The organism is Rathayibacter sp. AY1F8, from assembly GCF_002932165.1.
Taxonomy (GTDB): domain Bacteria; phylum Actinomycetota; class Actinomycetes; order Actinomycetales; family Microbacteriaceae; genus Rathayibacter.
Genome location: NZ_PSVB01000002.1, coordinates 113913 through 140731 on the forward strand (window position 1 = coordinate 113913; position 26819 = coordinate 140731).

Consider the following 26819-nt stretch of genomic DNA (forward strand, 5'->3'; position numbering starts at 1 on the left):
GCTCCCGCGCTCCTCCGCCTGCGCGCGGAGCGCCCCGACGCGATCCCCGAGGACGGGGACCCCGTCAGGGCGCCGAGGGGCCTCAGGCGTTCGCGCGGGAGGCCTCGACGACGGCGCGCGCGGCGCGGAGGGCCTGGTCGAGGTCGGCGCGGAGGTCGTCGACGTTCTCGAGTCCCACCGACAGGCGCACCAGGCCCGGAGTGACGCCGGCGGTCAGCTGCTGCTCGGGCGAGAGCTGCGAGTGCGTGGTCGACGCGGGGTGGATGACGAGCGAGCGGACGTCGCCGATGTTGGCCAGGTGCGAGAACAGCTCCAGCGAGTCGACGAAGGCCCGGCCGGCGTCCACTCCGCCCTTGAGCTCGAACGAGAGCACCGCGCCCACGCCCTTTGGCGCGTAGCGGTTGGCCGCGGCGTACCAGGGCGAGGTGGGCAGGCCCGAGTAGTTCACCGAGGCGATGTCGGAGTGGTTCTCGAGGTACTCCGCGATCTCCTGCGCGTTCTGCACGTGGCGCTCGATCCGGAGCGAGAGGGTCTCGATGCCCTGGATGAGCTGCCAGGCGCTCGCCGGGGCGATCGAGGCGCCGAGGTCGCGCAGCAGCTGAACGCGGGCCTTGATGATGTAGGCGAGGGAGTCGCCGACCGCGTCCGTGTAGACGGCGCCGTGGTACGACTCGTCCGGCGTGGTGAGGCCGGGGAAGCGCTCGGCGTTCGCGGTCCACGAGAAGCGGCCGCCGTCGACGATCGCTCCGCCGATGACCGTGCCGTGGCCGCCGAGGAACTTCGTCGCCGAGTGCACGATGATGTCCGCGCCGTGCTCGAAGGGGCGGATCAGGTAGGGCGTCGCGATGGTGTTGTCCACGATCAGGGGCACGCCGGCGTCGTGCGCGACATCGGCCACGGTGCGGATGTCGAGGATGTTGATCTTGGGGTTGCCGACGGTCTCGGCGAAGAACAGCTTCGTGTTCGGGCGGACGGCGCGGCGCCACTCCTCGCGGTCGTCCTGGTTCTCGACGAAGGTCGTCTCGATGCCGAGCTTGGCGAGGGTGTACTTGAAGAGGTTGTAGGTGCCGCCGTAGATCGAGGACGACGAGACGATGTGGTCGCCGGCCTGGGCGATGTTCAGCACGGCCGCGGTCTCGGCGGCCTGGCCCGAGGCGAGCAGCAGGGCGCCGGAGCCGCCCTCGAGGGCGGTGAGCCGCTCCTCCACGACCGCCTGGGTCGGGTTCTGGATGCGGGTGTAGATGTTCCCGAACTCGGCCAGCGCGAACAGGTTCTGGGCGTGCTCCGCGTTGTCGAAGACGTAGGAGGTGGTCTGGTAGATCGGCGTCGCGCGGGCCTTGGTCACCGGGTCCGGCGCGGCGCCCGAGTGGATCTGCTTGGTCTCGAACTGCCACTTCTCGGAGTCGGTCATGGTGCTTCCCATCGGATCGTCGGGTCGGGGACGGGGCCGTTCTCCGTCGCGACGAGCGTACGCGGGGGCCCGCCGGGCGGCCAGGACCGCCGACACACGGGGTAACGGCCGTCAGCGCCGCTCGGGCTGCCGGTCGCGCTTGGCGCCCGTGGGGTCGGCGCGGTCCGGGCGCCGGGGCCTCTCGTCGGCCGCCGGGGCGAAGAGCCAGGCCGCGCGGGGCTCGACCAGCCGGTGGAAGACGGTGCGGGTCCAGCCGAGCGAGAGCACGACCGAGACCGCGATGCAGAACACGATCATCAGCACGAGGGCGAGCGTGCTCTCCGTCCGCGAGAGGATCCCGGACTCCCGCAGCGGATAGAGGACGAAGCTGTGGAGGAGGTAGACGTACATCGTCGACTGCCCCCAGGCGGTGAGCGGGGTGCGGCGGCGCGGAACCAGCGCGAAGAGCGCGAGCGAGAGCACGACCGCTCCGGCCATCAGGGCCAGCCGCACCAGCCCGGCCCACCACTGGGTCTCGCCGAGGGCGTCGTAGGGGCGGTCGTAGAAGAACCAGTAGCGCAGGTCCGCCGCTCGGAACGCCTCGATGTTGACGGTCATGACGACCGCCGTGACCGCGAAGAGGACGACGGCGAGGATCCGGGCGAGGAGCACCCGCGACGGCGGCTGATCGAGCCAGCGGTCGACGGCGGAGCGGCCGCCGGGGGCGAAGCCGCGCAGGCGCCAGCCGAACACGAAGAACGGCAGGATCCCGATCGCGCGTGCGAGCGAGAAGGTCGAGTCGATGTTGTCGTAGTAGCTGACCCCGACCGCGAGCACCACGCTGATCAGCAGCGGCCAGCGCAGCAGCGCCAGGTAGGGGAGGACGAGGCGGAAGATGCCCAGCGCGAGCAGGAACCACAGCGTCCAGCTCGGCTTCGTCGGGTTGAACTCCTGCTTCCCCTCGACCAGGAACTGCACCAGGGTCCAGATCGTCTCCATGATCAGGTAGGGCAGGAGGATGTCGGTCAGCACCCGCCGCATCGCGCGCCCGCTCGGTGCGCCGCTCTTGGAGAAGTAGCCCGAGATGATCGCGAAGGCCGGCATGTGGAAGGCGTAGATCGTCAGGTAGACGATGAGCGAGGTGTCGGAGTTGGCCGTCAGCCGCTGGACGCCGTGCCCGATCACGACGAGGGTCACGCAGACGAAGCGCGCGTTGTCCCAAAGGGGCACGCGGCGCTTCTGGGTGACGGCTGTCCCGGCGGTCGCGGGAACCGGGTCGGCGGGCGGCACGCGGCCAGACTAGCGTTGGGCTGCGACGACGGAGTCGAGGGTGTCCGAGGCTTGACGGAAGGGGACGGGCGTGGATCGACGCGTTGTCGTGACAGGAGCGAGTTCAGGGATCGGGGCGGCCACGGTCCGCCTGTTCCGCGACCACGGCTGGAAGGTCGTCGCCGTCGCGCGCCGGCGCGACCGGCTGGAGGCGCTCGCCGCCGAGACCGGCGCCGGGTACTTCGCCGCCGACCTCACCGACGCCGCCCAGGTCGACGCTCTGCGCGACCACCTCGCCTCCTCCGGGCCCGTGCACGCCCTCGTGAACAACGCGGGCGGTGCGCTCGGACTCGACTCGGTCGAGAAGTCCGACCCCGAGGACTGGCGCCGCATGTTCGAGATCAACGTGCTCTCGGTGAAGCTCGTGACCAGCGCGCTGCTCCCGCTGCTGCGCGCCGGGATCCGGGGGAGCGGCACCTCCGCGGACATCGTGACGGTCACCTCGATCGCCGGCCACGTCGCCTACGAGGGCGGGGGCGGGTACAACGCCGCCAAGCACGCCGCGCACGCGCTGGTCGCCGTGCTGCGGCTCGAGCTGGCCGGCGAGCCGATCCGCGTGATCGAGATCGCGCCGGGGATGGTGCACACGGACGAGTTCTCGCTGGTCCGCTTCCGCGGCGACCGGGAGCGCGCCGACGCGGTCTACGCCGAGGTCCCCCACCCGCTGGTCGCGGAGGACGTCGCCGCTGCGATCGTCTCCTCGGTGGAGCTCCCCGCCCACGTCAACCTCGACCTGGTGACCATCAAGCCGGTCGCGCAGGCGGCCCCGCACAAGGTCGCGAAGGGACCCCTGGCCCCGCGCGCCTGACCGATGTGACGCGGAGGCCCGCGACGGCCTAGCCTGTCCCTCATGGTTTCCGACGCCGACGACTCCGCCGCCCTCCTCGCCGCCACGGAGAAGGAGGTGCTCGGCTGGCTCGAGTTCGGCGACGCCGCTCGGCACCTGGCCGACGACGTGGTCGCGTCGGGCTACCGGCCGGAGCTGGTCGTCGCCATCGCGCGCGGAGGTCTGCTCCTCGCGGGCGCCGTGGCCTACGCGCTCGGCATCAAGAGCTGCGGCGCGCTGAACGTCGAGTTCTACACCGGCGTCGAGGCGCGCCTGGCGGAGCCCGTGGTGCTGCCGCCGCTGCTCGACGAGGCGTCCGTGCGCGGCAAGCGCATCCTCCTGGTCGACGACGTCTCCGACTCCGGCCACACCCTCGCCCTCTCGGTGAAGCTCATCCGCGCGATGGGTGCCGAGGTGCGCACCGTGACCCTCTACACGAAGCCGCGCACGGTGCTCGAGCCCGATTTCTTCTGGCGCCGCACCCCGCGCTGGATCGTCTTCCCCTGGTCGGCTCTGCCCCCGGTGGACGGAGCCCTCGCCGAGGACGACGAGTGAGCGTCCACCTCATCGGCGGCGGAGGCGGCGTCGAGCACGACCAGCAGCTGTACGGGGCGTTCCTCGCGGAGGCGCGCGCCCACGCGGTCGACGCCGGCCGGATCGAGGGCCCGCGCATCGCGATCGTCGTCGTCCACGACGGGCTCGGCCCGGAGGCCTACGCCGGCTACGCGGCACTGCTCGCGACGGTCGGCCCGCTCGACGCGTTCGCCGTGATGAAGCCGGAGGGCGGCCGGATCGCTCCCGCGGTCTTCGACGACGTCGACGGGATCTTCGTCGGCGGAGGACTGACCCCGGCCTACCGCGACGCGCTCGAGGCCTGCTTCCCGCGGCTGCGCGATCTCGTCTCCTCCGGAGTGCCGTACGCCGGCTACTCGGCGGGGGCCGCCGTCGCGGCCGATCGCGCCCTCGTCGGCGGCCACCGGATCGGCGGCGTCGCCGTCGTCCCGGAGGGCGCGGCGGAGGAGCTCGACGAGGTCACGGTGCTCGAGGGCATCGGCCTCATCGACGTGACGGTCGACGTGCACGCGGCGCAGTGGGGGACCCTCGGTCGCCTGGTCGCGGCCGTCGAGGCGGGCCTGGTCGACGGCGGCGTCGCGCTCGACGAGTCCACCGTGCTGATCGTCGGCACCGGCGCGCTCCGCGTCGGTGGCGCCGGCTCGGTGTGGCGCGTGAGCGGCAGCGACGCCGGAGTCGTCGTCGCGACGCTCGCGGCGGGCTGACCCGGTGGACCTCGCGGAGCTCGCGGCCTCGGGACTGATCGACCGGGGCTGGGCGGAGGCCCTCGCCCCCGTCGCCGGGGACATCGCCGCGATGGGCGACTTCCTCCGCGGCGAGGTCGCGGCCGGTCGGCCCTACCTCCCCGCGGGCCGCGACGTGCTCCGCGCCTTCGCCGCCCCGCTCGCGGACGTGCGCGTCCTCATCGTCGGACAGGACCCGTACCCGACGCCCGGGCACCCGATCGGGCTGTCCTTCGCGGTCGAGCGCCACGTGCGCCCGCTGCCGAGGAGCCTGCAGAACATCCACCGCGAGCTCCGGGACGATCTCGGCGTCGAGCCGCCCGAGCACGGCGACCTCAGCGGCTGGACCTCGAGCGGCGTGATGCTGCTCAACCGGGTCCTCACCGTCGCCCCCGGTGCTCCCGCCTCGCACCGCGGGAAGGGCTGGGAGGTGGTCACCGAGCACGCGATCCGCACGCTGGCCGCCCGGGACGCGCCTCTCGTCGCGATCCTCTGGGGCCGCGACGCCGCGTCGCTCCGCCCGATGCTGGGGGAGGCCGGAGTGATCGAGAGCGCGCACCCCAGCCCGCTGTCGGCCTCGCGCGGCTTCCTCGGCTCCCGGCCGTTCAGCCGCGCCAACGCCCTCCTGGAGGAGCGCGGCGCGGAGCCGGTCGACTGGAGTGCTCTCGCGTGACCGGGCGCTCGCCCGCGGGGCGGCTACGCTGGCCCGGATCGATGGGCGGAGCCGAAGGGGAGCCGGATGCTTGAGGAAGAGTACGAGAGCCGGCGCGTCCTGCCGCCGCACCTGCGGAAGGCGCCGCCTCCCGAGCCCGGCTTCTCGTTCGAGATCCGCGACGCCCGCGACGCCGACCTCCCGGACATCCGCGAGATCTACAACCACTACGTGCGCAACACGGTGGTGACCTTCGACGAGGACGACTCGACGCTGAAGGAGTGGCGGACGAAGTTCACCCGCAACCAGAAGCTCGGGCTGCCCTTCATCGTGGCCGTCTCGCCGTCGGGCCAGATCCTCGGCTACGCGATGGTGTCGCCGTGGTCCTCCAAGCGGGCGTACCGCTTCACCGTGGAGAACTCGATCTACCTGCGGGCGGCCTCCACCGGGAAGGGCCTCGGCCGGGCGCTGATGGCCGAGCTCCTCGAGCGCGCGAAGGCCGTGGGGATCCGTCAGATCATGGCCGTCATCGCCGACAAGGGCGCGGAGGCGTCGCTGGCGATGCACGCGCAGTTCGGATTCGTCGAGGTCGGCCGGATGGGCCGCGTCGGCTTCAAGTTCGAGCGCTGGCTCAGCACCGTCCTGCTGCAGAAGACCCTCAAGTAGGGCCGACCCGCCCCTGCGAATGCGCCTCATCGACAGGTGCCGGGGAGCGCGCCGTCCCTACACTGGACGGCATGGAATGGCTCGTCCCGCTCATCGTCGTCGTCGCGCTCGTCGTCATCCTCGGGGTCTACCTCTGGGCGACGTACAACTCGCTGGTCACCCTCAACGTCCGCGTGGACGAGGCGTGGAGCGACATCACCGTCCAGCTGAAGCGCCGCGCGGATCTGATCCCCAACGTGATCGACTCCGTGAAGGGCTACGCCTCGCACGAGCGCCAGGTCTTCGAGTCGGTGACGCAGGCTCGCGCCGAGACGCTGCAGGCCCAGGGCCCGGCGGAGGCGTCGGTCGCCGAGGACCACATGCAGAGCGCTCTGAAGTCGATCTTCGCGGTCGCGGAGGCGTACCCCCAGCTGCAGGCGAGCCAGAACTTCCTCCAGCTGCAGGGCGAGCTGGTCGACACCGAGGACAAGATCCAGTCGGCCCGGCGCTTCTACAACGGCGGCGTACGCGAGATGAACACCAAGGTGAAGGTCTTCCCGAACACGCTCTTCTCGCGCCGGCTCGGCTTCTCGGAGCGCGAGTTCTTCGAGGTCGGCGATCTCGCCGCGATCTCGGAGCCCCCGCGCGTCCAGTTCTAGGCAGCCGCCGTGTACAGCGCGATCGCCCGCAACAAGCGCAACACGGTCCTGATCCTCGTCCTGTTCCTGGCGATCATCGGCGGCCTGGGCGCCCTGGCTGCAGCGGTCTACCGCAGCACGGCGATCGTCGTGGTGGTGCTCGTGATCGCCGCCGCGTACGCGTTCTTCCAGTACTTCTTCGCCGCTCGCCAGGCGGTCGCGCTCAGCGGCGGCGTGGCGGTGGAGAAGGCGGACGAGCCGAGGCTCTACCGCATCGTCGAGAACCTCTCGATCGCGACGGGCACGCCGATGCCGAAGGTGTACCTGATCGACGACCCGGCGCCGAACGCGTTCGCGACCGGCCGTGATCCCGAGCACGCCGTCGTGGCTGCGACGACGGGCCTGCTCGCGATCATGGACGACGCCGAGCTGGAGGGCGTGATGGCCCACGAGCTGGGCCACGTCCGCAACTACGACATCCGCGTCTCGATGATCGTCTTCGGTCTCGTCGTCGCGGTGGGCTTCCTCTCGGACGCCTTCCTCCGCCTGGCCTTCTTCGGGCGGGGCGGCAACGGCAACGGCGGGGGCAACCCGGCGCTCCTGATCGTCGGGCTGGTGTCGATGGTCCTCGCGCCGATCGTCGCCTCGGTCGTGCAGCTCTCGATCTCCCGCCAGCGCGAGTACCTCGCCGATGCGACCAGCGCGCTGACGACCCGCCACCCCGGCGCCCTCGCCCGCGCCCTGCTCAAGCTCGAGTTCGCGGGCCGGCCGATGCAGCGGCAGAACAGCTCGATGGCGCACCTCTGGATCGCCGACCCGTCGAAGCCGGGGGTGGTCGCGCGCCTCTTCGCGACCCACCCGCCGATCGCGGACCGCGTCGCCCGCCTCTCCGAGATGGGCTCGCGCTTCTAGCAGGCCGATCCGGCCGACGCCCCGTCGACGATCGCCGCCCCGCACCGCATCCCGCTTCGGTCAGAGGTGCGCCCGTCACCGCGCCGGACGGGACGTCATCCGGTCGGAGCCGCGAGCGGACCGCCGTCGACGGTCGTCAGGTACTCGGCGAAGACCGGCGCCGGGTCGATGCCGCTCGCCGCCGCGTCGACCAGCGCCCGCCGGACCAGGGCGAGGACGACGGTGGCCAGGACGGCCGCCCGGTGCGGGGACGTGCGGCCGAGCCCCATCCGCTCCGCGAGGAACGGCGTCAGCGCCTCCTCGCCGTCGTGCAGCGACTGCGCCCAGACGGCGCGCATCGCCGAGGTCTCGGTGAGCAGGGGGATCAGCCGGAGGGTGCGGTCGAGCTGGGGACCGGAGGCCGCCGCGGCGAAGGCGTGGCCGAGCGCCGCGTTCAGCGGCTCGGCGGCCGGGCGCTCGAGGAGGGCGCGTCCCATCGCTGCGATCGCGGCGGCGAGCACCGGGCGCACGCAGTCCTCCTTCCCGCCGAGGTACCGGTGGAAGGTCCGGAGGGAGACGCCGGCCGCGTGGGCGAGCTCGCCCGTGCCGACCCCGACGACGCTCCCGCGCTCGAGCAGACGGGCGACGCAGCGCTCCGAGAGCGCCAGCGCCAGGACGCCGCCGGGCGCGCTCACGCGATCCTCCTCAGTGCTGCGGCGAGGGCGGCCGCGAGGTCGCCGCGACCGACGACCTCGACGGCGTCGAGGCCCTGCCAGGCCGCCGCCTCGACCAGCAGTGCGGCGAGCCGCTCCGGCGTGTCGGCCGGGGCCCCCGGCTCGAGCCAGGCGGCCTGCACGAGGAGGACCCGGCGCTTGCGCTCGCTCTTGAGGTCGACCCGTGCGGCGATCACGTCGTCGAGGAGCACGGGGAGGACGTAGTAGCCGTGGACCCGCTGCTCGGCCGGGGTGTAGATCTCGATCCGGTAGTGGAAGCCGAAGAACAGCTCGGCCCTCGGCCGGTGCCAGACCACGGGGTCGAACGGCGAGAGGAGCGCGTCCGCCCGGAGCGTGCGGGGGCGTCGGGCGTCGACGTGCCGCCAGAGCGGCACGGGTCGCCCGCCCCGCTCCCAGCCGCGCACCTCGACGCGCTCGAGCTCGCCCGCCTCGACCAGCTCGTCGATCGCGACGCGCGTGGGGGACTGGAGCAGCCGGTGGTAATCGGCCAGGTCGCCGAGGGTGCCGATCCCATGGGCCCGGGCCGCCCGGCGCACGAGCTCGCGGACGGCGTCGGGGAGGGGCACGTTGGCATCGAGCACCGCGCTCGGGAGGAGCCGCTCGGCGAGACCGTAGGAGCGCTCGAAGCGCGTGCGCCCCGCCGTCACCACCTCGCCCCAGCGGAACAGGACCTCGAGGCCGCGCTTGATGTCGGACCAGCCCCACCAGGGGCCCGTGCGGACGTTGGCCTCGTGCTCGATCTCGGAGGCGCGGAGGGGACCGTCGGCGAGCGCGGCGCGGAGCCAGTCGAGGGTGGCGCGGTTCTCGTGGGCCCAGCCCTCGTGCTCGGGCAGGCGGACCCGGCGGTAGTGCTCCATCCGCCAGCGGTAGAGCGGGAGGTCCTCGCGGCGGACGAGGGCGGCCTCGTGGGCCCAGTACTCGACGTAGGGGCCGTCGGGGGAGAAGGCCGCTGCGTCGAGGAGGGAGCGATCGTACGGGCCGAGCCGCGCGAGCAGCGGCAGGTAGTGGCTCCGCTCGAAGACGTTCACCGAGTCGAGCTGGAGCGGGCGGATCCGGTCCACGGCGGCGCGCACCCGGCGCGCGTCGACCCGGGACGGACGGGGGACGCTGAACCCCTGCGCCGCCAGGGCGATGCGGCGCGCCAGCGCGGCGGAGAGCTGCTCGGTCATGGTCCGCCCACGCTAGCGAACGCCCCCGACATCGCCGTCCCCGATTCGGCCCCCGGCGTTCGCCCGGCATTGACCGCCGCGCTCCCTCGCCGACTCGCGGCGCTCCTACCGTGCCCGAGGCCGTCCCACCGGGGCGGCCCACCCGACTCCTGGAGGACCCTTGACCATTCAGCGCCTGTCGCGCGCCGCCGCGGTCGCCGCCGCCGGCACCGCCCTCGTCTTCACGCTCTCGGCCTGCTCCGGCGGCGCCACCGCCTCGTCCGACGGCGGCGGCGCGGAGGCGGCGTCCGCCACGTCCGCCGCGGACCTCGGCGGGCTGGACGCCCTGGTCGAGGCCGCGAAGGCCGAGGGCGAGCTCAACGTCATCGCCCTGCCCGACACCTGGGCGAACTACGGCGAGCTGATCAGCGGCTTCGAGGACGAGTACGGCATCACCGTGAACTCCGCCGACCCCGACGTCTCCTCCGCGGAGGAGATCAGCACGGCGGAGAACCTCGCCGGGCAGGACACCGCTCCCGACGTGTTCGACCTCGGGCCGGCCGTCGCTCTGGCGAACACGGACGTGTTCGCGCCGTACAAGGTCGAGTCCTGGGACGACATCCCCGAGGGGAACAAGGAGGAGTCGGGCCTCTGGGTCAACGACTACACCGGCCTGATGTCGATCGGGTTCGACGCGGACGCGGTGCCTGCGCCCACGTCGCTCGAGGACCTCCTCGGCGCCGACTACCGCGGCTCGGTCGCGATCAACGGCGACCCGACCCAGGCGGGAGCCGCCGCGGCCGCGGTGCAGCTCGCGGCTCTCCAGTCCGGCGGCTCCGCCGCCGACGTCCAGGCGGGGATCGACTTCTTCGAGAAGCTGAACGACGCCGGCAACTTCCTGCCGCTGGACCCGACCGACGCCACCATCGCCTCGGGCGAGACCCCGGTCGTCTTCGACTGGAGCTACAACAACCTCGCCGCCGGGAAGGCGAACGAGGGCACCCGCGAGTGGACGACGACCGTCCTCCCGGGCTCCGCCGTCGGCAGCTACTACAACCAGGCGGTCAACGCCGACGCTCCGCACCCGGCGGCCGCGCGGCTCTGGCAGGAGTACCTCTACTCCGACGCCGCGCAGAACCTCTACCTCGCCGCCGGCGCCTACCCGGTGCGTCTGGCCGCGATGACCGAGGCCGGCACGGTCGACCAGGACGCGCTCGACGCCGTCGGCGCCGCTCCCTCCGACCTCGTCCAGTTCACGGAGGAGCAGACCGAGGCGGCCTCGTCGCTCCTCGCCGAGAAGTGGGCCCCGGCGATCCAGTGACCACCGCTCCCGCCGAGGCCGTCTCCGGGGCGTCCGCGCCCCGGGGACGGCGCGGCACCCCGGCCGTGCTGGGCGTCGCCCCCTTCGCGCTCTACGTCCTGCTGTTCCTGGCCGTCCCCACGGTCCTCGCCGTGGCGACCGGATTCACGGACGGAGACGGCCGCTTCACCACGGCTAACGTGCTCGCGCTCGGGGATCCCGTCGTGCTGTCCGCCTTCGGCGCGTCGCTCGGGCTCTCGGCCGTGACCGCCGTCGTCGGCGCGGTGCTGGGCGCGGTCGTGTGCCTGGCCCTGCTCGGCTCCGATCCGCGCGGGGCGCTCCGGACCGTCGTCGATGCAGCGGCGAGCGTCCTCGCGCAGTTCGGCGGGGTGATGCTCGCGTTCGCGTTCATCGCGACGATCGGCGTGCAGGGGCTGGTGACCACCCTCCTCGCGGGAGCGGGCGTCGACCTCTACGCCGACGGCGTGTGGCTCTACCAGCTGCCCGGGCTCGTCCTGCCCTACCTCTACTTCTACTTCCAGGTGCCCCTGATGGTGCTCACGTTCCTGCCCGCGCTCGAGGGCCTGCGTCCGGAGTGGGCCGAGGCGAACGCGGTGCTCGGCGGGGGCCGGCTCGGCTACTGGCTGCACGTGGCCCTCCCGGTGCTGGCGCCGTCGTTCCTCGGCTGCGTGCTGCTCCTGTTCGCGAACGCGTTCTCCTCCTTCGCCACCGCGGCGGCGCTGATCAGCCAGGGCGCGCAGATCGTCCCCCTCCAGATCCGCGCCGCGCTGGTCAGCGAGACGGTGCTGGGCCGCGAGAACCTCGCGGGCGCCCTCGCGCTCGGGATGCTCGCGGTGATGGTGGTCCTGATGTCCGGGTACGCGCTGCTGCAGCGCCGGGCCCGGCGGTGGCAGCGATGAGGCCCGCGCGGCTCCTGTCCGGGGCGGTGCTCGTGATCACCGGGCTGGTGTTCGCCGTCCCGATCGTCGCGATGGCGGAGTTCACGCTCCGCGGCGCCGGCGGCCACGACCTCGCGCACTGGACGGCGATCCTCGACCCGGAGAACGAGCGCGCCTACCGCTCGCTGTTCCAGGGGATCGGAAACTCGCTGGTCCTCGCCGTCGTCACCGCCCTCATCGTCCTGATCCTGCTGGTGCGGACGATGCTGCTCGTCGAGATCCGGCTCCCGCGCCTGCGCCGGGCTCTGGAGCTGGTCTGCCTGCTCCCGCTGACCGTGCCCGCCATCGTCCTCGTCGTCGGCCTCGCGCCGGTCTACTCCGTGGTCACCGAGCTCGCCGGCTCCGCGCCGTGGACGCTCGCTCTCGCCTACGGGGTGCTGGTCCTGCCCTACGCCTACCGCGCCGTGGCGGCGGACCTCGCCGGTCTCGACGCCGTGACGCTCTCGGAGGCGGCCCGCTCGCTCGGCGCGGGCCCGCTCGCGGTGCTCGGGAGGGTCCTCCTGCCGAACCTGCGCCGGGGCCTGGTCGCGGCCGCGCTGATCACCGTCGCAGTCGTCCTCGGCGAGTACACGATCGCCTCGCTCCTCAGCCGCACCACCCTCCAGACCGGCCTGGTGCAGGTGTCGAAGTCCGACGCCTACGTCGCCGTGATCTTCTCGCTGCTCTCCCTCCTCTTCGCCTTCGCCCTCCTGATCGGGATCGGCCGCCTCGCGCGGATCGGCCTGCCGACGGGCCGGGCGCGCTCCTCGAAAGGCTCCTCGTGACCGCTCCCACCCTCCCCGGCGCCCGCGTGCGCTTCGTCGACGTGGAGCGGCACTACGGCTCCGCGCGAGCGCTCGACGGCGTCTCGTTCGACGTGGCCCCGGGCGAGTTCATCGCGCTGCTCGGCCCCTCCGGCTGCGGCAAGACCACAGCCCTGCGAGCCCTCAGTGGTCTCGAGCGGATCGACGCGGGGCGGATCCTCGTCGACGAGGAGGACGTCGCCCACGTCCCCGTCGCGAAGCGCGACATGGGCATGGTCTTCCAGTCGTACTCGCTCTTCCCGCACCTGCGGGCGCGCGAGAACGTCGAGTTCGGGCTGCGCACCCGGGGAGTCGGGGCGCGCGAGCGCCGGGCGGCCGCGGGGGAGGCGCTGGAGGTCGTGGGCCTCGGCGCCCTCGGCGACCGCTACGCGCACGAGCTCTCCGGCGGCCAGCAGCAGCGGGTGGCGCTCGCGCGCGCCCTCGTCACGCGGCCGCGGGTGCTGCTGCTGGACGAGCCCCTGTCGGCCCTGGACGCGAAAGTCCGCGTCCAGCTGCGCGACGAGATCAAGCGCCTGCAGTCCGAGATCGGCATCACCACGTTCTTCGTCACGCACGACCAGGAGGAGGCGCTCGCCGTCGCCGACCGCGTCGCGGTGATGAACGCCGGGCGGATCGAGCAGCTGGGTGCACCGGAGGACCTCTACGCGCGCCCGGCGACCGCCTTCACGGCCCGCTTCGTCGGCCTCTCGACGGTGGTCGCGGGGACGGTCTCGTCGGGATCGGTCCTCGCGCTCGGCGTGCGCCTGCCGCTCGTCGACGCGGCGGTAGCGGACGGGCCTGTGTCGGTGTTCCTCCGCCCCGAGGACCTCGCCGTCGTGGCCGACGGCGCTCCCGACTCCCTGCCCGGAGTCGTCCTCGCCTCGAGCTTCCTGGGGCCGGTGCGGCGCTCGACAGTCCGGCTGGCGACGGGCGAGGAGGTCACCGTCCAGCACGCGTCGGGGCACCGCCTCGAGCCGGGGGAGCGGGTCGGCGTGCTGCCCGCGCGGCGCCCGGTCGCGGTCGCTCCGGCACCGGAGCAGGCGGCGATCGGCGCCGCCGCATGAGCACTCCCCGGGGATACCGCGCGGGGTATGCGCCGGGGCCTAGTCTGGACAGATGAGACTCGGCAGGTCCCGCCGCACCTCCGGCCCGCGCGCCGTCCAGCCCGCCGCGCCCGTCGCCCCGGCCGCCCCCTCCCGGCCCGCTCCCGTCGCCGATTCGGCCTTCGTGAGCGACGGGATGCGCATCGCCGGCGCCTGGGCCTGGCGCGTCCTCGTCGTGGTCGCGGCGCTCGCGGTGCTGGTGCTGCTCGTCATCGAGCTGCGGCTGATCGTCATCCCGCTCCTGCTCGCGATCGTGATCGCCGCCCTGCTCGTGCCGTTCTCGAGCTTCCTCCAGCGCCACCGCTGGCCCAAGTGGGCCGCCGTCGTCCTGGCGGAGCTGGGGATCGTCGTGGTGATCGGCGGGCTCCTCTTCCTCGTCGTCACCCAGGTCTACTCCGGCTTCGACGATCTCAGCCGGCAGACGGTGCAGTCCTACGACGACTTCAAGGCCTTCCTCCTCGAGTCGCCGCTCCACCTCACCGAGACCGACATCAACCAGTACGCGCAGCAGGCGCTCACGGCCCTGCAGCAGGACTCGGGGATGCTGGTCAGCGGCGCGCTCAGCGTCGGCTCGACCGTCGGCCACCTGCTGACGGGCGTGCTGCTCACCCTTTTCTCGACGCTGTTCATCCTCATCGACGGGCCGAACATCTGGAGCTGGGTCGTCCGCCTCTTCCCGCGCCGCGCCCGCGGAGCCGTCGACGGCGCCGGCCGCGCAGGGTGGGTGACGCTGACCAACTTCGTGAAGGTGCAGATCCTGGTCGCCTTCGTCGACGCGGTCGGCATCGGCCTCGGCTCCTTCCTCCTCGGCGTCCCGCTGGCCATCCCGATCGGCGTGCTCGTCTTCCTCGGCTCCTTCGTGCCGGTCATCGGCGCCGTGGTGACGGGGGCGCTGGCCGTCTTCATCGCGCTGGTCTACAACGGACCGCTGATCGCGCTCTTCCTGCTGATCGTCGTCCTCGCGGTGCAGCAGCTCGAGGGCCACATCCTCCAGCCGCTGATCATGGGGTCGGCGGTCAAGGTCCACCCGTTGGCCGTCGTGCTCGCTGTGGCCGGAGGCTCGATCATCGGCGGCATCGCCGGCGCCTTCTTCGCGGTGCCCGTCGTGGCCACACTCAACGTCATGGTCAAGTACGTCGCGAGCGGAGCCTGGCGCTCGCCGACCCGAACCCCCGAGAGAGTTGCCGCAGAGCATGCAGACTAGCCGCGTCGTCGGACCCGCCCTCCACGAGTTCGAGGCGGCCCGCGCCGTCCTCGCCCCCGTCATCGCCGCCACCCCCATGGAGACGAGCACCTTCCTCGCGCAGGTCCTCGGCTCGCCCGTGTTCCTCAAGTGCGAGAACCTCCAGCGCACCGGCTCCTACAAGATCCGCGGAGCCGTGTTCCGGATGTCGCGGCTCACCCCGGAGGAGCGGGCCCGCGGAGTCGTGGCGGCCTCGGCCGGCAACCACGCGCAGGGCGTCGCCTACGCGGCGCGGGAGCTGGGGATCAAGGCCACGATCTTCATGCCGATCGGCGTCGCGCTGCCCAAGCTCGCGGCCACCCGTGACTACGGCGCTGACGTGGTGCTGAGCGGGCACATCTTCAACGAGGCGCTCGCGGCGGCGGCGGAGTTCGCCGAGCGCACCGGCGCGGTCTTCGTTCCTCCCTACGACCACCCCGACGTGATCACCGGCCAGGGCACGGTCGGCCTCGAGATCCTCGAGCAGGCCCCCGCCGTCGAGACCATCGTGGTGCCCATCGGCGGGGGCGGCCTCATCGCCGGGGTCGCCTCGGCGGCCAAGCAGAAGGCGGCCGAGGAGGGGCGCACGCTCCGCGTCATCGGCGTGCAGGCGGCCAACGCGGCGCCGTACCCGCTCTCGCTCGCGAGCGGCGAGCCGACCGCGATCACGATCTCTCCGACGATCGCCGACGGCATCGCCGTGGCGAAGCCGGGGCAGCTGAACTTCGCGATCGTCCGCGAGATGGTGGACGAGGTCGTCACCGTCGAGGACGACGACATCGCCCGGGCTCTGCTGGTGCTGCTGGAGCGGGCGAAGCTCGTGGTGGAGCCCGCGGGCGCGGTGGGCATCGCGGCGATCCTGACGGGGAAGATCCGCGACGCCGGAGCGACCGCGGTCATCCTGTCGGGCGGCAACATCGATCCGCTGATGATGGAGCGGGTGATCAGCCGGGGCCTGGCCGCGTCGGAGCGCTACCTCAAGATGAGCATCGGGCTGCCGGATCGTCCGGGGCAGCTGTCGCGCATCGCGGAGCTCATCTCGGAGGCGAACGCGAACGTGGTCGAGGTGCTGCACACCCGGCACGGCCGGGGCCTGCAGATCAGCGAGGTCGAGATCGAGATCAGCGTCGAGACCCGCGGCCCCGAGCACGCCGACCGCGTCATCCAGGTCCTCACCGACGCCGGCTACGCCCCCCGCATCTCCCGCAACTGACCGCTCGAGGGCGCCGCGGTGTTCTCCGCAGAGCGGAGGACAAAGCCGGTACCGGCGATCTCGCGCCCTCGCCGTCGCCGCGAAGCCGGCGCGGCGCGCCCGTTCGGAGAGGGCTGATCGTGCGTCGCCGCGTTCTCCGCAAGGCGGAGGAGGAAGCGGTACCGGCGGCATCGCGCCCGACGCTGTCGCCGCGAAGCCGGCGCCCCCCGTCTGGAGAGGGCTGATCGTGCGTCGCGGCGTTCTCCGCAAGGCGGAGGAGGAAGCGGTACCGGCGGTATCGCGCCCGACGCTCTCGCCGCGAAGCCGGCGCCCCCCGTCTGGAGAGGGCTGATCGTGCGTCGCGGCGTTCTCCGCAAGGCGGAGGAGGAAGCGATACCGGCGGTATCGCGCCCGACGACAACGCCGCGGAGAGCGCCGCGACGTGCGATCAGTGGCCGGACCAGGTCTCGACGTTGGCGACGCGGACCTCGATCTCCCGCCCGTTGGGTGCCGTGAAGCGGGCGGTGTCGCCGACGTTCAGGCCCATGATCGCCGATCCGAGGGGGCTCTGGGGGCTGTAGACGTCGAGGTCGCTCTCGCCCGCCATCTCGCGGTTGCCGAGGAGGAAGCGGGACTCGTCGCCGGCGATCTCGGCGGTGATGATGGTGCCGGCCTCGACGACTCCGTGGCTCTCGGGGGGCGTGCCGATCTCGGCTTCGCGGAGGAGGGAGGTCAACTGGCGGATGCGGGCCTCGATCTTGCCCTGCTCGTCCTTCGCGGCGTGGTAGCCGCCGTTCTCCTTCAGGTCGCCCTCCTCGCGGGCGACCTCGATGCGCTTGGCGATCTCCTCGCGTCCGTTGGTGGACAGCTCGGTGAGCTCCGCCTCGAGGCGGTCGTACGACTCCTGGGTCATCCAGGTCACCTGTGACTGGTCGGCCATGGTGGGCTCCTGCTCTGCGGGCCGCGCTCGCGGCGCCCGGCAGCACCGTGCGGAGGTGTCCGCGTCCGGCGGTGGGGACGGCCGGCGTCAGGCGGCGGTGGGAATGGCGAGGCCCCGACGAGTCCGTCAGGGCTTCGGGCAAGCCTACGGGAGCCAGCAGGAGGAGATCAAACCTGTGTTCGCGAGCTCGGTGGTGCGGACGGTCTCCGTGTAGGAGCGGAAGCGCTCCGTCGTGGCGGGGTACTCCACGACCAGCCAGCCGACCACGGCGGACTGCTCGTTGAGGGCCTGGACCGCGCAGGCGACCTCGCGGCCGACGGGCGCGGTGAGGTCGAAGGAGACGGTGACGGTGCGGTCGTCGACGACCTGGTGCGCGGTGTCCTGGACGTCCACTCCGCCGCGTGCTCCGTCGAGGCCGGCCCAGACGACCCAGGCGGCGAAGACGGCGACGAAGGCGAGCGCGACACCGCCGAAGAGCCAGCGGTTCCCGCGGCGGGTGCGCGTCGTGCGGCCGTAGCGGGTGGCGAGGGGTCCGGCGGCGCGGACGGCGTCCGGATCGAGCGCGGGCGCGGCGGCTCCCTCGACGCTCTCGGACGTGCGGGCGGCCACGGAACTCCCTGGGTGATGCGTCTACTCTGGACGGGTGGCGCGCGTCCTCCGCGGACGGGAGCGCCGATCCCATTAAACCCCGAGGAATCGAGCGATCGTGTCCCAGGCCGTCGAGGTCTCCGTCGATTCGGAGGTGCGGGACACTCCGCGCCTCCTCGCCGTGCACGCCCATCCTGACGACGAGTCGAGCAAGGGCGCGGCGACGCTGGCCGCCTACGCCTCGCGGGGCGCCGAGGTCATGGTGGTCTCCTGCACCGGAGGCGAGGCCGGCTCCGTGCTGAACGAGGGCCTCGAGGCCCGCGCGCACGCCGAGCGCGACATCGGCGGCCTCCGCCGGTACGAGATGGCGGCCGCTCGCGAGGCGCTCGGCGTCGAGCACGCCTGGCTCGGCTTCGTCGACTCCGGCATGCCCGAGGACGGGAAGGTCGACGCCGCCTCGTTCGCGGGCCTGCCGCTCGCCACGGCCGCCGCTCCGCTCGTGCGCCTGGTCCGCCGGTTCCGGCCGCACGTGATCATCAGCTACGACGAGAACGGCGGCTACCCGCACCCCGACCACATCCGCGCCCACCAGGTCGCCGTCGAGGCGTACCGCGCGGCGGGCCTCGCCGAGGAGTACCGGGGCACGGGCGCTCCGTGGTCGATCTCGAAGCTGTACTACGACCGCGTCTTCAGTGGCCAGAAGCTGCGGGCGATCGCCGAGCACCTGCGCTCGATCGACCCGGAGGACCCGCGCCTGTCGGTCTTCGAGGAGATGAAGCGCTGGAACGAGGACACCCCGTACCTCGCGACGACGCGGGTCGTGATCTCCGGCTTCCACGATCGGCGCGATGCGGCCCTGCTGGCCCACGCCAGCCAGGTCGCTCCGGACAACGCCTTCTTCTTCCTCCCGCACGAGGCGATCGACGCCGCCTGGCCGACCGACGACTTCCAGCTCGTCGAGAGCCGGGTCGACGCGCCGACGCCCGAGACGGATCTCTTCGCCGGTCTCGACCTGGCCGAGCTCGCCCCGGGCCCGACCGCGGTCGTCCCGCCGATCGCTCCCGACCCCGAGCCCTCGGGGGACGCCCCGGTGTCCCCGGAGCCCGACGGCTCCGGCGTCGTCGTCGCCGACGAGGTGCGCGCGTGATCGCCGGGCTGCTCGAGGGCGCCCAGCGCGCCGTCGTCCTCGCCTCCACGACGGTGCCGACCCCGGGTCCCGAGTTCAACGAGGACACGGTCACGCCGGGCCTCTTCGGCTTCATCACGATGCTCGTGATCGCTCTGGCCGCCGTCCTCCTCGCGCTCGACATGGTCCGGCGCGTGCGGCGCACCACCTACACCGCCCAGGTGAAGGAGCGGCTCGACGCCGAGGAGGCGGAGCGCAGCGAGGGCTGAGCCCGGCCCGCACCGGTGGGCCCGGGCCCCGCTAGGCGTTGTAGGCGGGGTGGAGCGAGACGATCAGCGCCGCCGTCCAGTGGCAGAGGAACGCCACGGCCGTGAGCGCGTGGAAGATCTCGTGGAAGCCGAAGACGCCCGGGACCGGGTTGGGCTTCTTGATCCCGTAGATCACGGCTCCGGCGGAGTAGCAGAGCCCGCCGACGAGGACGAGCACCATCATCGTCGCGCTGGCCTCGAAGAGCGGACCGAGGTACATCACGGCCGCCCAGCCCAGCAGCAGGTAGAGCGGCACGTAGAGCCAGCGCGGCGCGCCGATCCAGAAGACGCGGAAGCCGATCCCGAGCAGCGCCCCCGCCCAGACCAGGACCAGCAGGAGCGTGCCCTGCGCGGGCGGCAGGGCGAGCGCGGCCAGCGGCGTGTAGGTGCCGGCGATCAGCAGGAAGATGTTGGCGTGGTCGATCCGCTTGAGGATCATCTTCGTCCGCGGCTTCCAGTCGAAGCGGTGGTACAGAGCGGAGTTGCCGAAGAGCAGGAGCGACGTGGCCGCGAACACCGCGGCCGCCCACTTCGCCGCGGTCCCCTCCGCGACCACGATCAGCACCACTCCGGCGACGATCGCGAGCGGGAAGAGGCCGGCGTGGATCCAGCCGCGCCAGGTGGGCCGGACCTCCGCCGAGGAGTCGTGCTCGATCGCGTCCTCGACGAGGGGGAGGGCGGGCAGGTCCGGGCCGTCCGCTCCGACGGCGTCTCCGCCGCGGTCGGTGCGGGCGCGGGGATCGGACGGGGGAGGCGTCGGCCGCTGGCTCATGCCGGACAGACTACGACGCCGTCCCGGGCCGACGCCGAGCGCCGCCGGGCTTCGAGGAGCGCCCCGGGTCGACTACCGTGTCACTGTGCCGAAGCCGAGACTGCCTGTGGGAAGGGACCTCCTCTACGGCGTCTACAAGAAGCGCCTCCGCTCGAGCCTTCCCCCCGACTCCCTGCCGAACCACGTCGCGATGATCATCGACGGCAACCGGCGCTGGGCGCGGCAGCGGGCCCTCGAGACCGCCGCGCACGGCCACCGGGCCGGAGCCGCCAAGGTGCACGAGTTCCTGCAGTGGTGCGACGAGCTCGGTGTGCGCCACGTCACCCTCTACCTGCTCTCGCAGGACAACCTCGTCGGCCGCGACAGCAGCGAGCTGACCGAGCTGATCGCGATCATCGCCGACCTCGCCGAGGAGGTCTCGCAGCAGCCCGACTGGCGCGTGCAGCACGTCGGCTCCGACGAGGGCCTCCCGCCCTCGCTCGTGGCCGCGCTCGACACGGCGGAGGCGCGCACCGCCTCCCACACGGGCCTGCACGTCAACCTCGCGGTCGGCTACGGCGGGCGGCACGAGATCGCCCAGGCCGTGCGGAGCATCCTGGAGGAGCACGGCAAGCGCGGCTCCTCCATCGAGGACGTCGCGGGCCTGCTGACCCCGGAGCTCATCGGCGAGCACCTGTACACCAGCGGGCAGCCCGACCCCGATCTGGTCATCCGCACCTCGGGGGAGCAGCGCCTCTCCGACTTCATGCTCTGGCAGAGCGCGCACAGCGAGTTCTACTTCATGGAGGCGCTCGGCCCCGACATCCGCGAGGTCGACTTCCTCCGCGCGCTCCGCGACTACGCCGGACGGCACCGCCGCTTCGGCAGCTGACCTCGCGGCTCCTGCCGCACCACCGACCGGAAGGGCCGGCATGAGCTCGAACGAGGCCACCTCCACCACGACCGAGGACTACCTCGCCGGCTTCGGCGAGGAGACCGGGTACCTCGACTTCGGCCGGGTGGGCCCGCTCTCGGCGACCGTCGCCGCCGAGCAGGAGGCGGCCGTCGAGCTGCTGGTGCGCGCGCGCAGCGGCACCCTCGACGAGCTGTTCCGGCAGGACGAGCGCGTCCGGGAGGCGGCGGCGGCGCTCGTGCGCGTCCCCGCCGACAGCGTCGTCTTCCAGCCCAACACCTCGACCGGCCTCCTGCACGCGCTGTTCGGCGCCTCGGGCGCGGTGCTGCTGTCGGCCGCGGAGTTCCCGAGCCTGCCGTTCGCGGCGGTGCGCTCGGCGCAGGCTCTCGGCTCGGTGGAGCCCCGCTGGCTGCGGACCGAGCAGGGACGGGTGACGCCGGAGGCGGTCCGCGAGCAGCTCACGGACGACGTGACGACCGTCGCGGTGAGCCTGGTCGACTCCCGCACCGGCTACCTCGCGGACGTCGCGGCGATCCGCGACGTGATCGGCGACCGGATGCTCGTCCTCGACGCGATCCAGGGCTTCGGCATCGTCGACGCGCCCTACGAGCTGGCGGACGTGGTCGTCACCGGCGGCCAGAAGTGGCTCCGCGCCGGCTGGGGGACGGGCTTCCTCGCGCTCAGCGAGCGGGCGCTGTCGCGGCTGACCCCGGTGCTCTCCGGCTGGACGGGATCGGAGCAGGCGGAGCCGTGGGACGAGGTGGCTCCGCCGCGCGGCGACGCCCGCGCCTTCAGCATCAGCAACCCGGACCCGATCGCCCAGGCCCGGCTCGCGTCGGCGCTGGAGGAGGTCGCCGCGGTCGGGCAGTCGACGATCGCCGCGCTCGTGGCGGAGCGGGTCAGCGCGATCGTCGACCTCGCGGACGAGTTCGGACTGGCGGTCGTGGGCTCCCGCGGCGAGCACGAGCGCGCCGGCATCGTGGTCGTCGAGCCGGGGCCGGAGGAGCTGGCCCCGCTGGCAGCCTCCCTCGCCGCGCACGGCGTCACCGCGCGCGTGCGTCCGAGCACCGTCCGCTTCAGCGCGCACGCCGGCACCACCGACGCGACCCTCGCGCTGCTCCGCGCCGCCCTGATCTCGTCGGCCACGAGCATCGACTACTAGGCCGGATTCCGCGCGTTCACACACTGGTTACACATTCGTAGCGGTGAGAAGCACACGGATGTCATTCGCCGGGTTAGGTTCGAGTCATCAGGTACAGCGCCTGGTCGAGACGGCCACAGAAGTACGGCTCGACATCGCGCAGACGCCGAAGGGACACTGCGCGGTGCACGACACGCACCGATGAGACCGGCTCGAGGACATGAGCCGGGGGCTCCGGCCCCCGGAGTGTGGAGAGTCGTCGTGACAGTTCCCCAGGGCATGGATCCGCAGACCGGGACGCAGGGCGGCGTCCACCGCCGTGTCCAGCACGGCTCCTCGGATCCGGCCGATCAGCTCCTCCGCACCTACGTCCTGGACACCTCGGTGCTGCTGTCGGATCCCTCCTCGATGTTCCGGTTCGCGGAGCACGCCGTCGTGCTGCCGATCGTCGTCATCAGCGAGCTCGAGGGCAAGCGCAACGATCCCGAGATCGGCTACTTCGCCCGGCAGGCCCTGCGCCGCCTCGACGAGCTGCGCGTGCAGCACGAGCGCCTCGACTTCCCCATCGCCGTCGGCCGCGGCGGCACGCTCCGCGTCGAGCTCAACCACTCGAACATGTCGGTGCTGCCGAGCGGGCTCCAGATGGGCGACAACGACGCGAGGATCCTCGCCGTCGCGCTCAACCTGCAGAGCGAGGGCGCCGCGGTCACCGTCGTGTCCAAGGACATGCCGATGCGCGTGAAGGCCGCCTCCATCGGCCTCGCCGCGGAGGAGTACCTGGCGGAGCAGGCCCCCGAGTCCGGTTGGACCGGCATGGACGACGTGACGCTCGGCGGCGACGCGATGAGCGAGCTCTACGACCGCGAGCGGCTCTTCACGGACGTCGTGGCCGACATCCCGGTCAACACCGGACTCGTCGTCCACTCCGACCGCGGCTCCGCTCTCGCGAGGGTCACCGGCAAGCGGCAGATCACGCTGGTCCGCGGCGACAAGGACGTGTTCGGCCTGCACGGGCGGTCGGCGGAGCAGCGGCTCGCGATCGACCTGCTGCTCGACCCGGAGGTCGGCATCGTCTCGCTCGGCGGCCGGGCCGGCACCGGCAAGTCGGCGCTGGCGCTCTGCGCGGGCCTGGAGGCGGTGCTGGAGAAGCGCCAGCACAAGAAGATCATGGTCTTCCGGCCGCTCTACGCGGTGGGCGGCCAGGACCTCGGCTTCCTGCCCGGCGACGCGGCCGAGAAGATGAACCCCTGGGCGCAGGCGGTCTTCGACACGCTCGGGGCGCTGGTGTCGCAGAACGTGCTCGACGAGGTCATCGAGCGCGGGATGCTCGAGGTGCTGCCGCTCACGCACATCCGCGGGCGCTCGCTGCACGACGCGTTCGTGATCGTCGACGAGGCGCAGTCGCTGGAGCGGAACGTCCTGCTCACGGTGCTCTCGCGCGTCGGGCAGAACTCCCGGGTGGTGCTGACCCACGACGTGGCGCAGCGCGACAACCTCCGGGTCGGCCGGCACGACGGGGTCGCCTCCGTGATCGAGACGCTGAAGGGCCACCCGCTGTTCGCGCACGTCACGCTGACCCGCTCCGAGCGCTCGGCGATCGCCGCTCTGGTCACCGAGATGCTGGAGTCGAACGAGCTCGCCTGACGGGCTCGCTGTGCGTCCGGTCCGTGGGATCCGAGGATCCCCGGGCCGGGCGCGTCCCTGCAGGGCACCGGGGCGTAGCGTGGACGGGTGAGCATCCTCGACGACGCGCTCCTCGAGCGCTTCCGCACCCGCGCGGCCGACTACGACGAGCGCAACGCGTTCTGCGCGGACGACCTGGAGGAGCTGCGCTCGATCGGCTACCTGGCGCTGCTCGTCCCCGAGGAGCTCGGCGGTGCCGGCCTCGGCCTGGAGCAGGCGGCCGCCGAGCAGACGCGCCTCGCGACGGCCGCGCCCGCGACCGCGCTCGCCGTCAACATGCACCTGGTCTGGACCGGGATCGCGCGGCTCCTGCTCGAGCGGGGCGACGACTCCCTCCGCTCGGTCCTCGTCGACGCCGCGGCGGGTCACGTCTTCGCCTTCGGCAACAGCGAGGCGGGCAACGACCTGGTGCTCTCGGACTCACTGACGCGGGCGGAGCCGCTCGGGGACGGCGGCTACCGCTTCACCGGCACGAAGGTCTTCACCTCCCTCGCGCCCGCCTGGACGCGGCTCGGCGTGTTCGGCCGCGACGACAGCGGGACGGAGCCGCGGCTCGTGCACGGCTTCGTGCACCGTGAGCGCCCGGACTCGCCGGTCGCCGGGCTCGAGGTCCGCGACGACTGGGACACGCTCGGCATGCGGGCGACCCAGAGCCGCACGACGGTGCTCGACGGCGTCGTCGTCCCGGCCGAGCGGATGATCCGCTCGCTGCCCGTCGGACCGACCGCCGACCCCTTCGTCTTCGCCGTCTTCGCGGCCTTCGAGCTGCTGATCTCCTCGGTCTACCTCGGTGTCGCGCAGCGCGCGCTCGAGCTCGCCGTCGCCTCCGTCCGCCGACGGACCTCCCTCCGGGCGGGAGGGCGGCCACTGGCGGAGGACCCCGAGGTGCGGCACCGGGTGGCTGAGACCGGGATGCTGCTCGACGGGCTCGAGGCGCCCCTGCGCTCGGCGGCGGCCGACGTGGACGCGCTCGTCGACCGGGGCGCGCGCTGGTTCCCGTCGCTGGTGGGGGTGAAGATCCGCACCACGGAGGGAGCGCTCCGCGCGGTCGAGAGCGCCGTCCGGATCGCGGGCGGGTCGGCGTACCAGCGCCGGTCGGAGCTCGGTCGCCTCTACCGCGACGTGCTCGCCGGGCAGTTCCACCCCTCCGACGACGCGTCGGCGCACGGCGCCTGGGCGTCGCTCCTGCTGGGACCGCTGCCGCCGCACGACTGAGGCCGGGATGGGACCCGCCGCCGCCCGAGCACGCCGGCGGGCCGCCCTGTGGAGAACTCCGACGCCCCGAGGGCGTCGCCCCCTAGTCTCGGCGGATGCTCCGCGGATCTCTGCTCGACCGGGCCGTCCTGCTCCTCGGCGCCCTGGTGCTCCTCCTGATCGGGGCCCCGCACCTCGGTCGGGCGCCCGGCCTCGTCCCGGTGGCGCTCGCGAGTGTGCCGCTGGTGCTGGCGGACGTGCGCGGGCACCGGCTCCCGAACGCGGTCACGCTCCCGCTGCTGGTGGTCGGAGCCGTCCTCGCGCCCACGGCGGGGACGCTTCTCGCCGTCCTCGCGACGGTGCTGTGCCTGGGCGTGCTGCATGCGGCGGGCGGGCTGGGCCTCGGCGACGTGAAGCTCCAGGCGGCCCTCGCACCGCCGCTCGCGGCTCTCGGACCCGAGCAGGTCGTCGCCGCGCCCGCTGTCGGCTTCGCGGTGGCAGGGCTGTGGGTGCTCGTGCTGTGCGTCCGCGGACGGGTCGCGTTCGGACCGTTCCTGCTCACGGGGTTCTGGCTGGTGCTCTGACGGCCCGCCTCCGCGCCGAGCGCAGGGACGGGCCGTCGGAGGGCCGGGCTCAGCCGGGGTGGGTCATCGACATGACGTCGAGGGCGCTGTCGAGCTGCTCCTCCGTCACCTCGCCGCGCTCGACGAAGCCGAGGTCCACGACCGACTCGCGGACGGTGATCCCCTTGGCGACCGAGTTCTTCGCGACCTTGGCGGCGGCCTCGTAGCCGATCACCTTGTTGAGCGGGGTGACGATCGAGGGGGAGGACTCGGCGAGGGCGCGGGCGTGCTCGACGTCGGCCTCGAGGCCGTCGACGGTCTTGTCGGCGAGCAGCACGGCGGAGTTCGCGAGCAGGCGGATCGACTCCAGCAGCGCCGTCCCCATGACGGGGATCGCGACGTTGAGCTCGAAGGCACCCGAGGCGCCCGCCCAGGCGATGGTGGCGTCGTTGCCGATCACGCGCGCGCAGACCATGAGGACGGCCTCCGGGATCACCGGGTTCACCTTGCCGGGCATGATCGAGGATCCGGGCTGGAGGTCGGGGATCCGCAGCTCTCCGAGGCCGGTGTTGGGGCCGGAGCCCATCCAGCGGAGGTCGTTGTTGATCTTGGTCAGGCTCACCGCGAGCACGCGCAGCGCTCCGGAGGCCTCGACCAGCGAGTCCCGCGCGCCCTGGGCCTCGAAGTGGTTGCGGGCCTCGGTGACGGGAAGGCCCGTCTCCTCCGCGAGGCGCGCGATGACCTTCTGCGGGAAGCCGGCGGGGGTGTTGATCCCGGTGCCGACCGCGGTGCCGCCGAGCGGGACCTCGGCGACGCGGGGGAGCGCCGACTGCACGCGTTCGATGCCGAGGCGGATCTGCGCGGCGTAGCCGCCGAACTCCTGGCCGAGCGTGACGGGGGTGGCGTCCATCAGGTGGGTTCGGCCGGCCTTGACGACCTCGGCCCACTGCTCCGCCTTGACCTCGAGCGACTCGGCGAGCTGCTCGAGCGAGGGGATCAGCGACTCGATGAGCGCGCCGGTGACGGCGACGTGGACCGAGGTGGGGAACACGTCGTTGGAGGACTGCGAGGCGTTGACGTGGTCGTTCGGGTGCACGGTGCGGCCGAGGGCCGTGGTCGCCAGCGAGCCCAGCACCTCGTTCATGTTCATGTTCGAGGACGTGCCCGAGCCGGTCTGGTAGACGTCGATCGGGAAGTGCGCGTCGTAGCCGCCCCCGACGACGAGGTCGGCCGCGTCGGCGATCGCCGTGGCGATGTCGGCGTCGAGCACGCCCAGCTCGGCGTTGGCCAGCGCCGCCGCCTTCTTGATGCGCGCGAGGGCCGCGATCTGGGCCGGCTCGAGGCCCGCACCCGAGATCGGGAAGTTCTCGACCGCCCGCTGGGTCTGCGCGGCGTAGAGGGCGTCGCGGGGGACCCGCACCTCGCCCATCGTGTCGTGCTCGATGCGGAAGTCGCCGGAGTCGTCGGTCGGGGAGTGATCCACCACGCTGTGTTCGTCCTTGTCTG

Annotated in this window: 28 protein-coding genes; 20 read left to right on the forward strand and 8 right to left on the reverse strand. The window is 72.8% G+C overall.

What is annotated here, in order from left to right:
- Positions 1 to 82: 82 nt before the first annotated feature.
- Positions 83 to 1411, reverse strand: coding sequence for a bifunctional o-acetylhomoserine/o-acetylserine sulfhydrylase (locus C5C35_RS02130; RefSeq protein ID WP_104237865.1), 1329 nt, complete (start codon positions 1409 to 1411; stop codon positions 83 to 85).
- Positions 1412 to 1522: 111 nt separating this feature from the next.
- Positions 1523 to 2620: an acyltransferase family protein gene (locus C5C35_RS02135; RefSeq protein ID WP_104262458.1), complete on the reverse strand. Its 1098-nt coding sequence runs from the start codon at positions 2618 to 2620 to the stop codon at positions 1523 to 1525.
- 130 nt (positions 2621 to 2750) lie between these two features.
- Here C5C35_RS02135 and C5C35_RS02140 point away from each other — a divergent pair, with 130 nt between their 5' ends.
- The 7 genes from C5C35_RS02140 to C5C35_RS02170 all read left to right on the forward strand — a co-directional run bounded on the left by C5C35_RS02140 (position 2751) and on the right by C5C35_RS02170 (position 7687).
- Entirely contained in the window at positions 2751 to 3527 is a 777-nt protein-coding gene (locus C5C35_RS02140; RefSeq protein WP_258068975.1) for an SDR family NAD(P)-dependent oxidoreductase, read from the forward strand.
- A 42-nt stretch (positions 3528 to 3569) separates the two neighbouring features.
- A complete protein-coding gene (locus tag C5C35_RS02145; RefSeq protein ID WP_104224441.1) occupies positions 3570 to 4100 on the forward strand; it encodes a phosphoribosyltransferase in 531 nt (176 codons plus the stop codon).
- Positions 4097 to 4822, forward strand: a complete 726-nt coding sequence (locus C5C35_RS02150; RefSeq protein ID WP_104262460.1) for a peptidase S51 — start codon at positions 4097 to 4099, stop codon at positions 4820 to 4822. The genes C5C35_RS02145 and C5C35_RS02150 overlap by 4 nt, the downstream gene beginning before the upstream one ends.
- A gap of 4 nt (positions 4823 to 4826) precedes the next feature.
- Positions 4827 to 5513, forward strand: a complete 687-nt coding sequence (locus tag C5C35_RS02155; protein ID WP_104262461.1) for a uracil-DNA glycosylase — start codon at positions 4827 to 4829, stop codon at positions 5511 to 5513.
- A gap of 66 nt (positions 5514 to 5579) precedes the next feature.
- Positions 5580 to 6158: a GNAT family N-acetyltransferase gene (locus tag C5C35_RS02160; RefSeq protein ID WP_104262462.1), complete on the forward strand. Its 579-nt coding sequence runs from the start codon at positions 5580 to 5582 to the stop codon at positions 6156 to 6158.
- 71 nt (positions 6159 to 6229) lie between these two features.
- Positions 6230 to 6796 carry a LemA family protein gene (locus tag C5C35_RS02165; protein ID WP_104225511.1) on the forward strand — a complete coding sequence of 189 codons (567 nt, stop codon included), beginning with the start codon at positions 6230 to 6232 and terminating at the stop codon, positions 6794 to 6796.
- Positions 6797 to 6805: 9 nt separating this feature from the next.
- Positions 6806 to 7687: a M48 family metallopeptidase gene (locus C5C35_RS02170; RefSeq protein ID WP_104262463.1), complete on the forward strand. Its 882-nt coding sequence runs from the start codon at positions 6806 to 6808 to the stop codon at positions 7685 to 7687.
- A gap of 95 nt (positions 7688 to 7782) precedes the next feature.
- Here C5C35_RS02170 and C5C35_RS02175 read toward each other — a convergent pair whose 3' ends face one another.
- Positions 7783 to 8361, reverse strand: coding sequence for a TetR/AcrR family transcriptional regulator (locus tag C5C35_RS02175; protein WP_104224435.1), 579 nt, complete (start codon positions 8359 to 8361; stop codon positions 7783 to 7785).
- Entirely contained in the window at positions 8358 to 9569 is a 1212-nt protein-coding gene (locus C5C35_RS02180; protein WP_104262464.1) for a winged helix-turn-helix domain-containing protein, read from the reverse strand. The genes C5C35_RS02175 and C5C35_RS02180 overlap by 4 nt, the downstream gene beginning before the upstream one ends.
- 160 nt (positions 9570 to 9729) lie before the next feature.
- Here C5C35_RS02180 and C5C35_RS02185 point away from each other — a divergent pair, with 160 nt between their 5' ends.
- Genes C5C35_RS02185 through ilvA form a run of 6 tightly spaced genes read left to right on the forward strand, consistent with a single transcriptional unit; the run spans position 9730 to position 16127 of the window.
- Positions 9730 to 10869, forward strand: coding sequence for an ABC transporter substrate-binding protein (locus C5C35_RS02185; RefSeq protein WP_104246638.1), 1140 nt, complete (start codon positions 9730 to 9732; stop codon positions 10867 to 10869).
- The gene (locus tag C5C35_RS02190; RefSeq protein ID WP_104246637.1) at positions 10866 to 11768 is read left to right on the forward strand and encodes an ABC transporter permease subunit; all 903 of its coding nucleotides are present in this window, start codon (positions 10866 to 10868) and stop codon (positions 11766 to 11768) included. Before C5C35_RS02185 ends, C5C35_RS02190 begins: the two co-directional genes overlap by 4 nt.
- Complete coding sequence (locus C5C35_RS02195) at positions 11765 to 12571, forward strand: ABC transporter permease (RefSeq protein WP_104262465.1); 807 nt, start codon at positions 11765 to 11767, stop codon at positions 12569 to 12571. The genes C5C35_RS02190 and C5C35_RS02195 overlap by 4 nt, the downstream gene beginning before the upstream one ends.
- Entirely contained in the window at positions 12568 to 13653 is a 1086-nt protein-coding gene (locus C5C35_RS02200; RefSeq protein WP_104262466.1) for an ABC transporter ATP-binding protein, read from the forward strand. Before C5C35_RS02195 ends, C5C35_RS02200 begins: the two co-directional genes overlap by 4 nt.
- Positions 13654 to 13705: 52 nt before the next feature.
- The gene (locus C5C35_RS02205) at positions 13706 to 14896 is read left to right on the forward strand and encodes an AI-2E family transporter (protein ID WP_104225517.1); all 1191 of its coding nucleotides are present in this window, start codon (positions 13706 to 13708) and stop codon (positions 14894 to 14896) included.
- A complete protein-coding gene (ilvA, locus tag C5C35_RS02210) occupies positions 14886 to 16127 on the forward strand; it encodes a threonine ammonia-lyase (RefSeq protein ID WP_104224429.1) in 1242 nt (413 codons plus the stop codon). Before C5C35_RS02205 ends, ilvA begins: the two co-directional genes overlap by 11 nt.
- Before the next feature lie 427 nt (positions 16128 to 16554).
- On the opposite strand, the gene greA is transcribed toward ilvA, so the two are convergent.
- Both greA and C5C35_RS02220 read right to left on the reverse strand, forming a co-directional pair.
- Positions 16555 to 17046 (reverse strand): transcription elongation factor GreA, encoded by a 492-nt coding sequence (gene greA, locus C5C35_RS02215; protein ID WP_104225519.1) that lies wholly within the window; start codon positions 17044 to 17046, stop codon positions 16555 to 16557.
- 144 nt (positions 17047 to 17190) lie between these two features.
- The gene (locus C5C35_RS02220; RefSeq protein WP_104232767.1) at positions 17191 to 17655 is read right to left on the reverse strand and encodes a DUF4307 domain-containing protein; all 465 of its coding nucleotides are present in this window, start codon (positions 17653 to 17655) and stop codon (positions 17191 to 17193) included.
- 97 nt (positions 17656 to 17752) lie between these two features.
- On the opposite strand from C5C35_RS02220, the gene mca reads away from it, so the two are divergent.
- Entirely contained in the window at positions 17753 to 18781 is a 1029-nt protein-coding gene (gene mca / locus C5C35_RS02225; RefSeq protein WP_244229458.1) for a mycothiol conjugate amidase Mca, read from the forward strand.
- Positions 18778 to 19029, forward strand: coding sequence for a hypothetical protein (locus C5C35_RS02230; RefSeq protein WP_244230611.1), 252 nt, complete (start codon positions 18778 to 18780; stop codon positions 19027 to 19029). The genes mca and C5C35_RS02230 overlap by 4 nt, the downstream gene beginning before the upstream one ends.
- Positions 19030 to 19060: 31 nt before the next feature.
- On the opposite strand, the gene C5C35_RS02235 is transcribed toward C5C35_RS02230, so the two are convergent.
- A complete protein-coding gene (locus C5C35_RS02235; protein WP_104262467.1) occupies positions 19061 to 19840 on the reverse strand; it encodes a hemolysin III family protein in 780 nt (259 codons plus the stop codon).
- 85 nt (positions 19841 to 19925) lie between these two features.
- Here C5C35_RS02235 and C5C35_RS02240 point away from each other — a divergent pair, with 85 nt between their 5' ends.
- From C5C35_RS02240 to C5C35_RS02260, 5 genes are all read left to right on the forward strand, one after another.
- Positions 19926 to 20711: an isoprenyl transferase gene (locus C5C35_RS02240; protein WP_244230612.1), complete on the forward strand. Its 786-nt coding sequence runs from the start codon at positions 19926 to 19928 to the stop codon at positions 20709 to 20711.
- 40 nt (positions 20712 to 20751) lie between these two features.
- Entirely contained in the window at positions 20752 to 21894 is a 1143-nt protein-coding gene (locus C5C35_RS02245) for an aminotransferase class V-fold PLP-dependent enzyme (RefSeq protein ID WP_104262468.1), read from the forward strand.
- Between the two features lie 258 nt (positions 21895 to 22152).
- Positions 22153 to 23517 carry a PhoH family protein gene (locus tag C5C35_RS02250; RefSeq protein ID WP_104224423.1) on the forward strand — a complete coding sequence of 455 codons (1365 nt, stop codon included), beginning with the start codon at positions 22153 to 22155 and terminating at the stop codon, positions 23515 to 23517.
- 87 nt (positions 23518 to 23604) lie between these two features.
- On the forward strand, positions 23605 to 24771 hold the full coding sequence (locus C5C35_RS02255) for an acyl-CoA dehydrogenase family protein (RefSeq protein WP_104262469.1): 1167 nt from the start codon (positions 23605 to 23607) through the stop codon (positions 24769 to 24771).
- A 95-nt stretch (positions 24772 to 24866) separates the two neighbouring features.
- On the forward strand, positions 24867 to 25334 hold the full coding sequence (locus C5C35_RS02260) for a prepilin peptidase (protein ID WP_104262470.1): 468 nt from the start codon (positions 24867 to 24869) through the stop codon (positions 25332 to 25334).
- A gap of 49 nt (positions 25335 to 25383) precedes the next feature.
- On the opposite strand, the gene C5C35_RS02265 is transcribed toward C5C35_RS02260, so the two are convergent.
- Positions 25384 to 26799 (reverse strand): aspartate ammonia-lyase, encoded by a 1416-nt coding sequence (locus tag C5C35_RS02265; protein WP_104224420.1) that lies wholly within the window; start codon positions 26797 to 26799, stop codon positions 25384 to 25386.
- Positions 26800 to 26819: the final 20 nt, after the last annotated feature.

Coding starts and splice junctions, on each gene's coding strand:
- C5C35_RS02130 (WP_104237865.1), bottom strand. CDS start 1,411: ATGACCGACTCCGAGAAGTGGCAGTTCGAGACCAAGCAGATCCACTCG.
- C5C35_RS02145 (WP_104224441.1), top strand. CDS start 3,570: ATGGTTTCCGACGCCGACGACTCCGCCGCCCTCCTCGCCGCCACGGAG.
- C5C35_RS02160 (WP_104262462.1), top strand. CDS start 5,580: ATGCTTGAGGAAGAGTACGAGAGCCGGCGCGTCCTGCCGCCGCACCTG.
- C5C35_RS02165 (WP_104225511.1), top strand. CDS start 6,230: ATGGAATGGCTCGTCCCGCTCATCGTCGTCGTCGCGCTCGTCGTCATC.
- C5C35_RS02180 (WP_104262464.1), bottom strand. CDS start 9,569: ATGACCGAGCAGCTCTCCGCCGCGCTGGCGCGCCGCATCGCCCTGGCG.
- C5C35_RS02195 (WP_104262465.1), top strand. CDS start 11,765: ATGAGGCCCGCGCGGCTCCTGTCCGGGGCGGTGCTCGTGATCACCGGG.
- C5C35_RS02205 (WP_104225517.1), top strand. CDS start 13,706: ATGAGACTCGGCAGGTCCCGCCGCACCTCCGGCCCGCGCGCCGTCCAG.
- ilvA (WP_104224429.1), top strand. CDS start 14,886: ATGCAGACTAGCCGCGTCGTCGGACCCGCCCTCCACGAGTTCGAGGCG.
- greA (WP_104225519.1), bottom strand. CDS start 17,046: ATGGCCGACCAGTCACAGGTGACCTGGATGACCCAGGAGTCGTACGAC.
- C5C35_RS02235 (WP_104262467.1), bottom strand. CDS start 19,840: ATGAGCCAGCGGCCGACGCCTCCCCCGTCCGATCCCCGCGCCCGCACC.
- C5C35_RS02245 (WP_104262468.1), top strand. CDS start 20,752: ATGAGCTCGAACGAGGCCACCTCCACCACGACCGAGGACTACCTCGCC.
- C5C35_RS02250 (WP_104224423.1), top strand. CDS start 22,153: ATGGATCCGCAGACCGGGACGCAGGGCGGCGTCCACCGCCGTGTCCAG.
- C5C35_RS02260 (WP_104262470.1), top strand. CDS start 24,867: ATGCTCCGCGGATCTCTGCTCGACCGGGCCGTCCTGCTCCTCGGCGCC.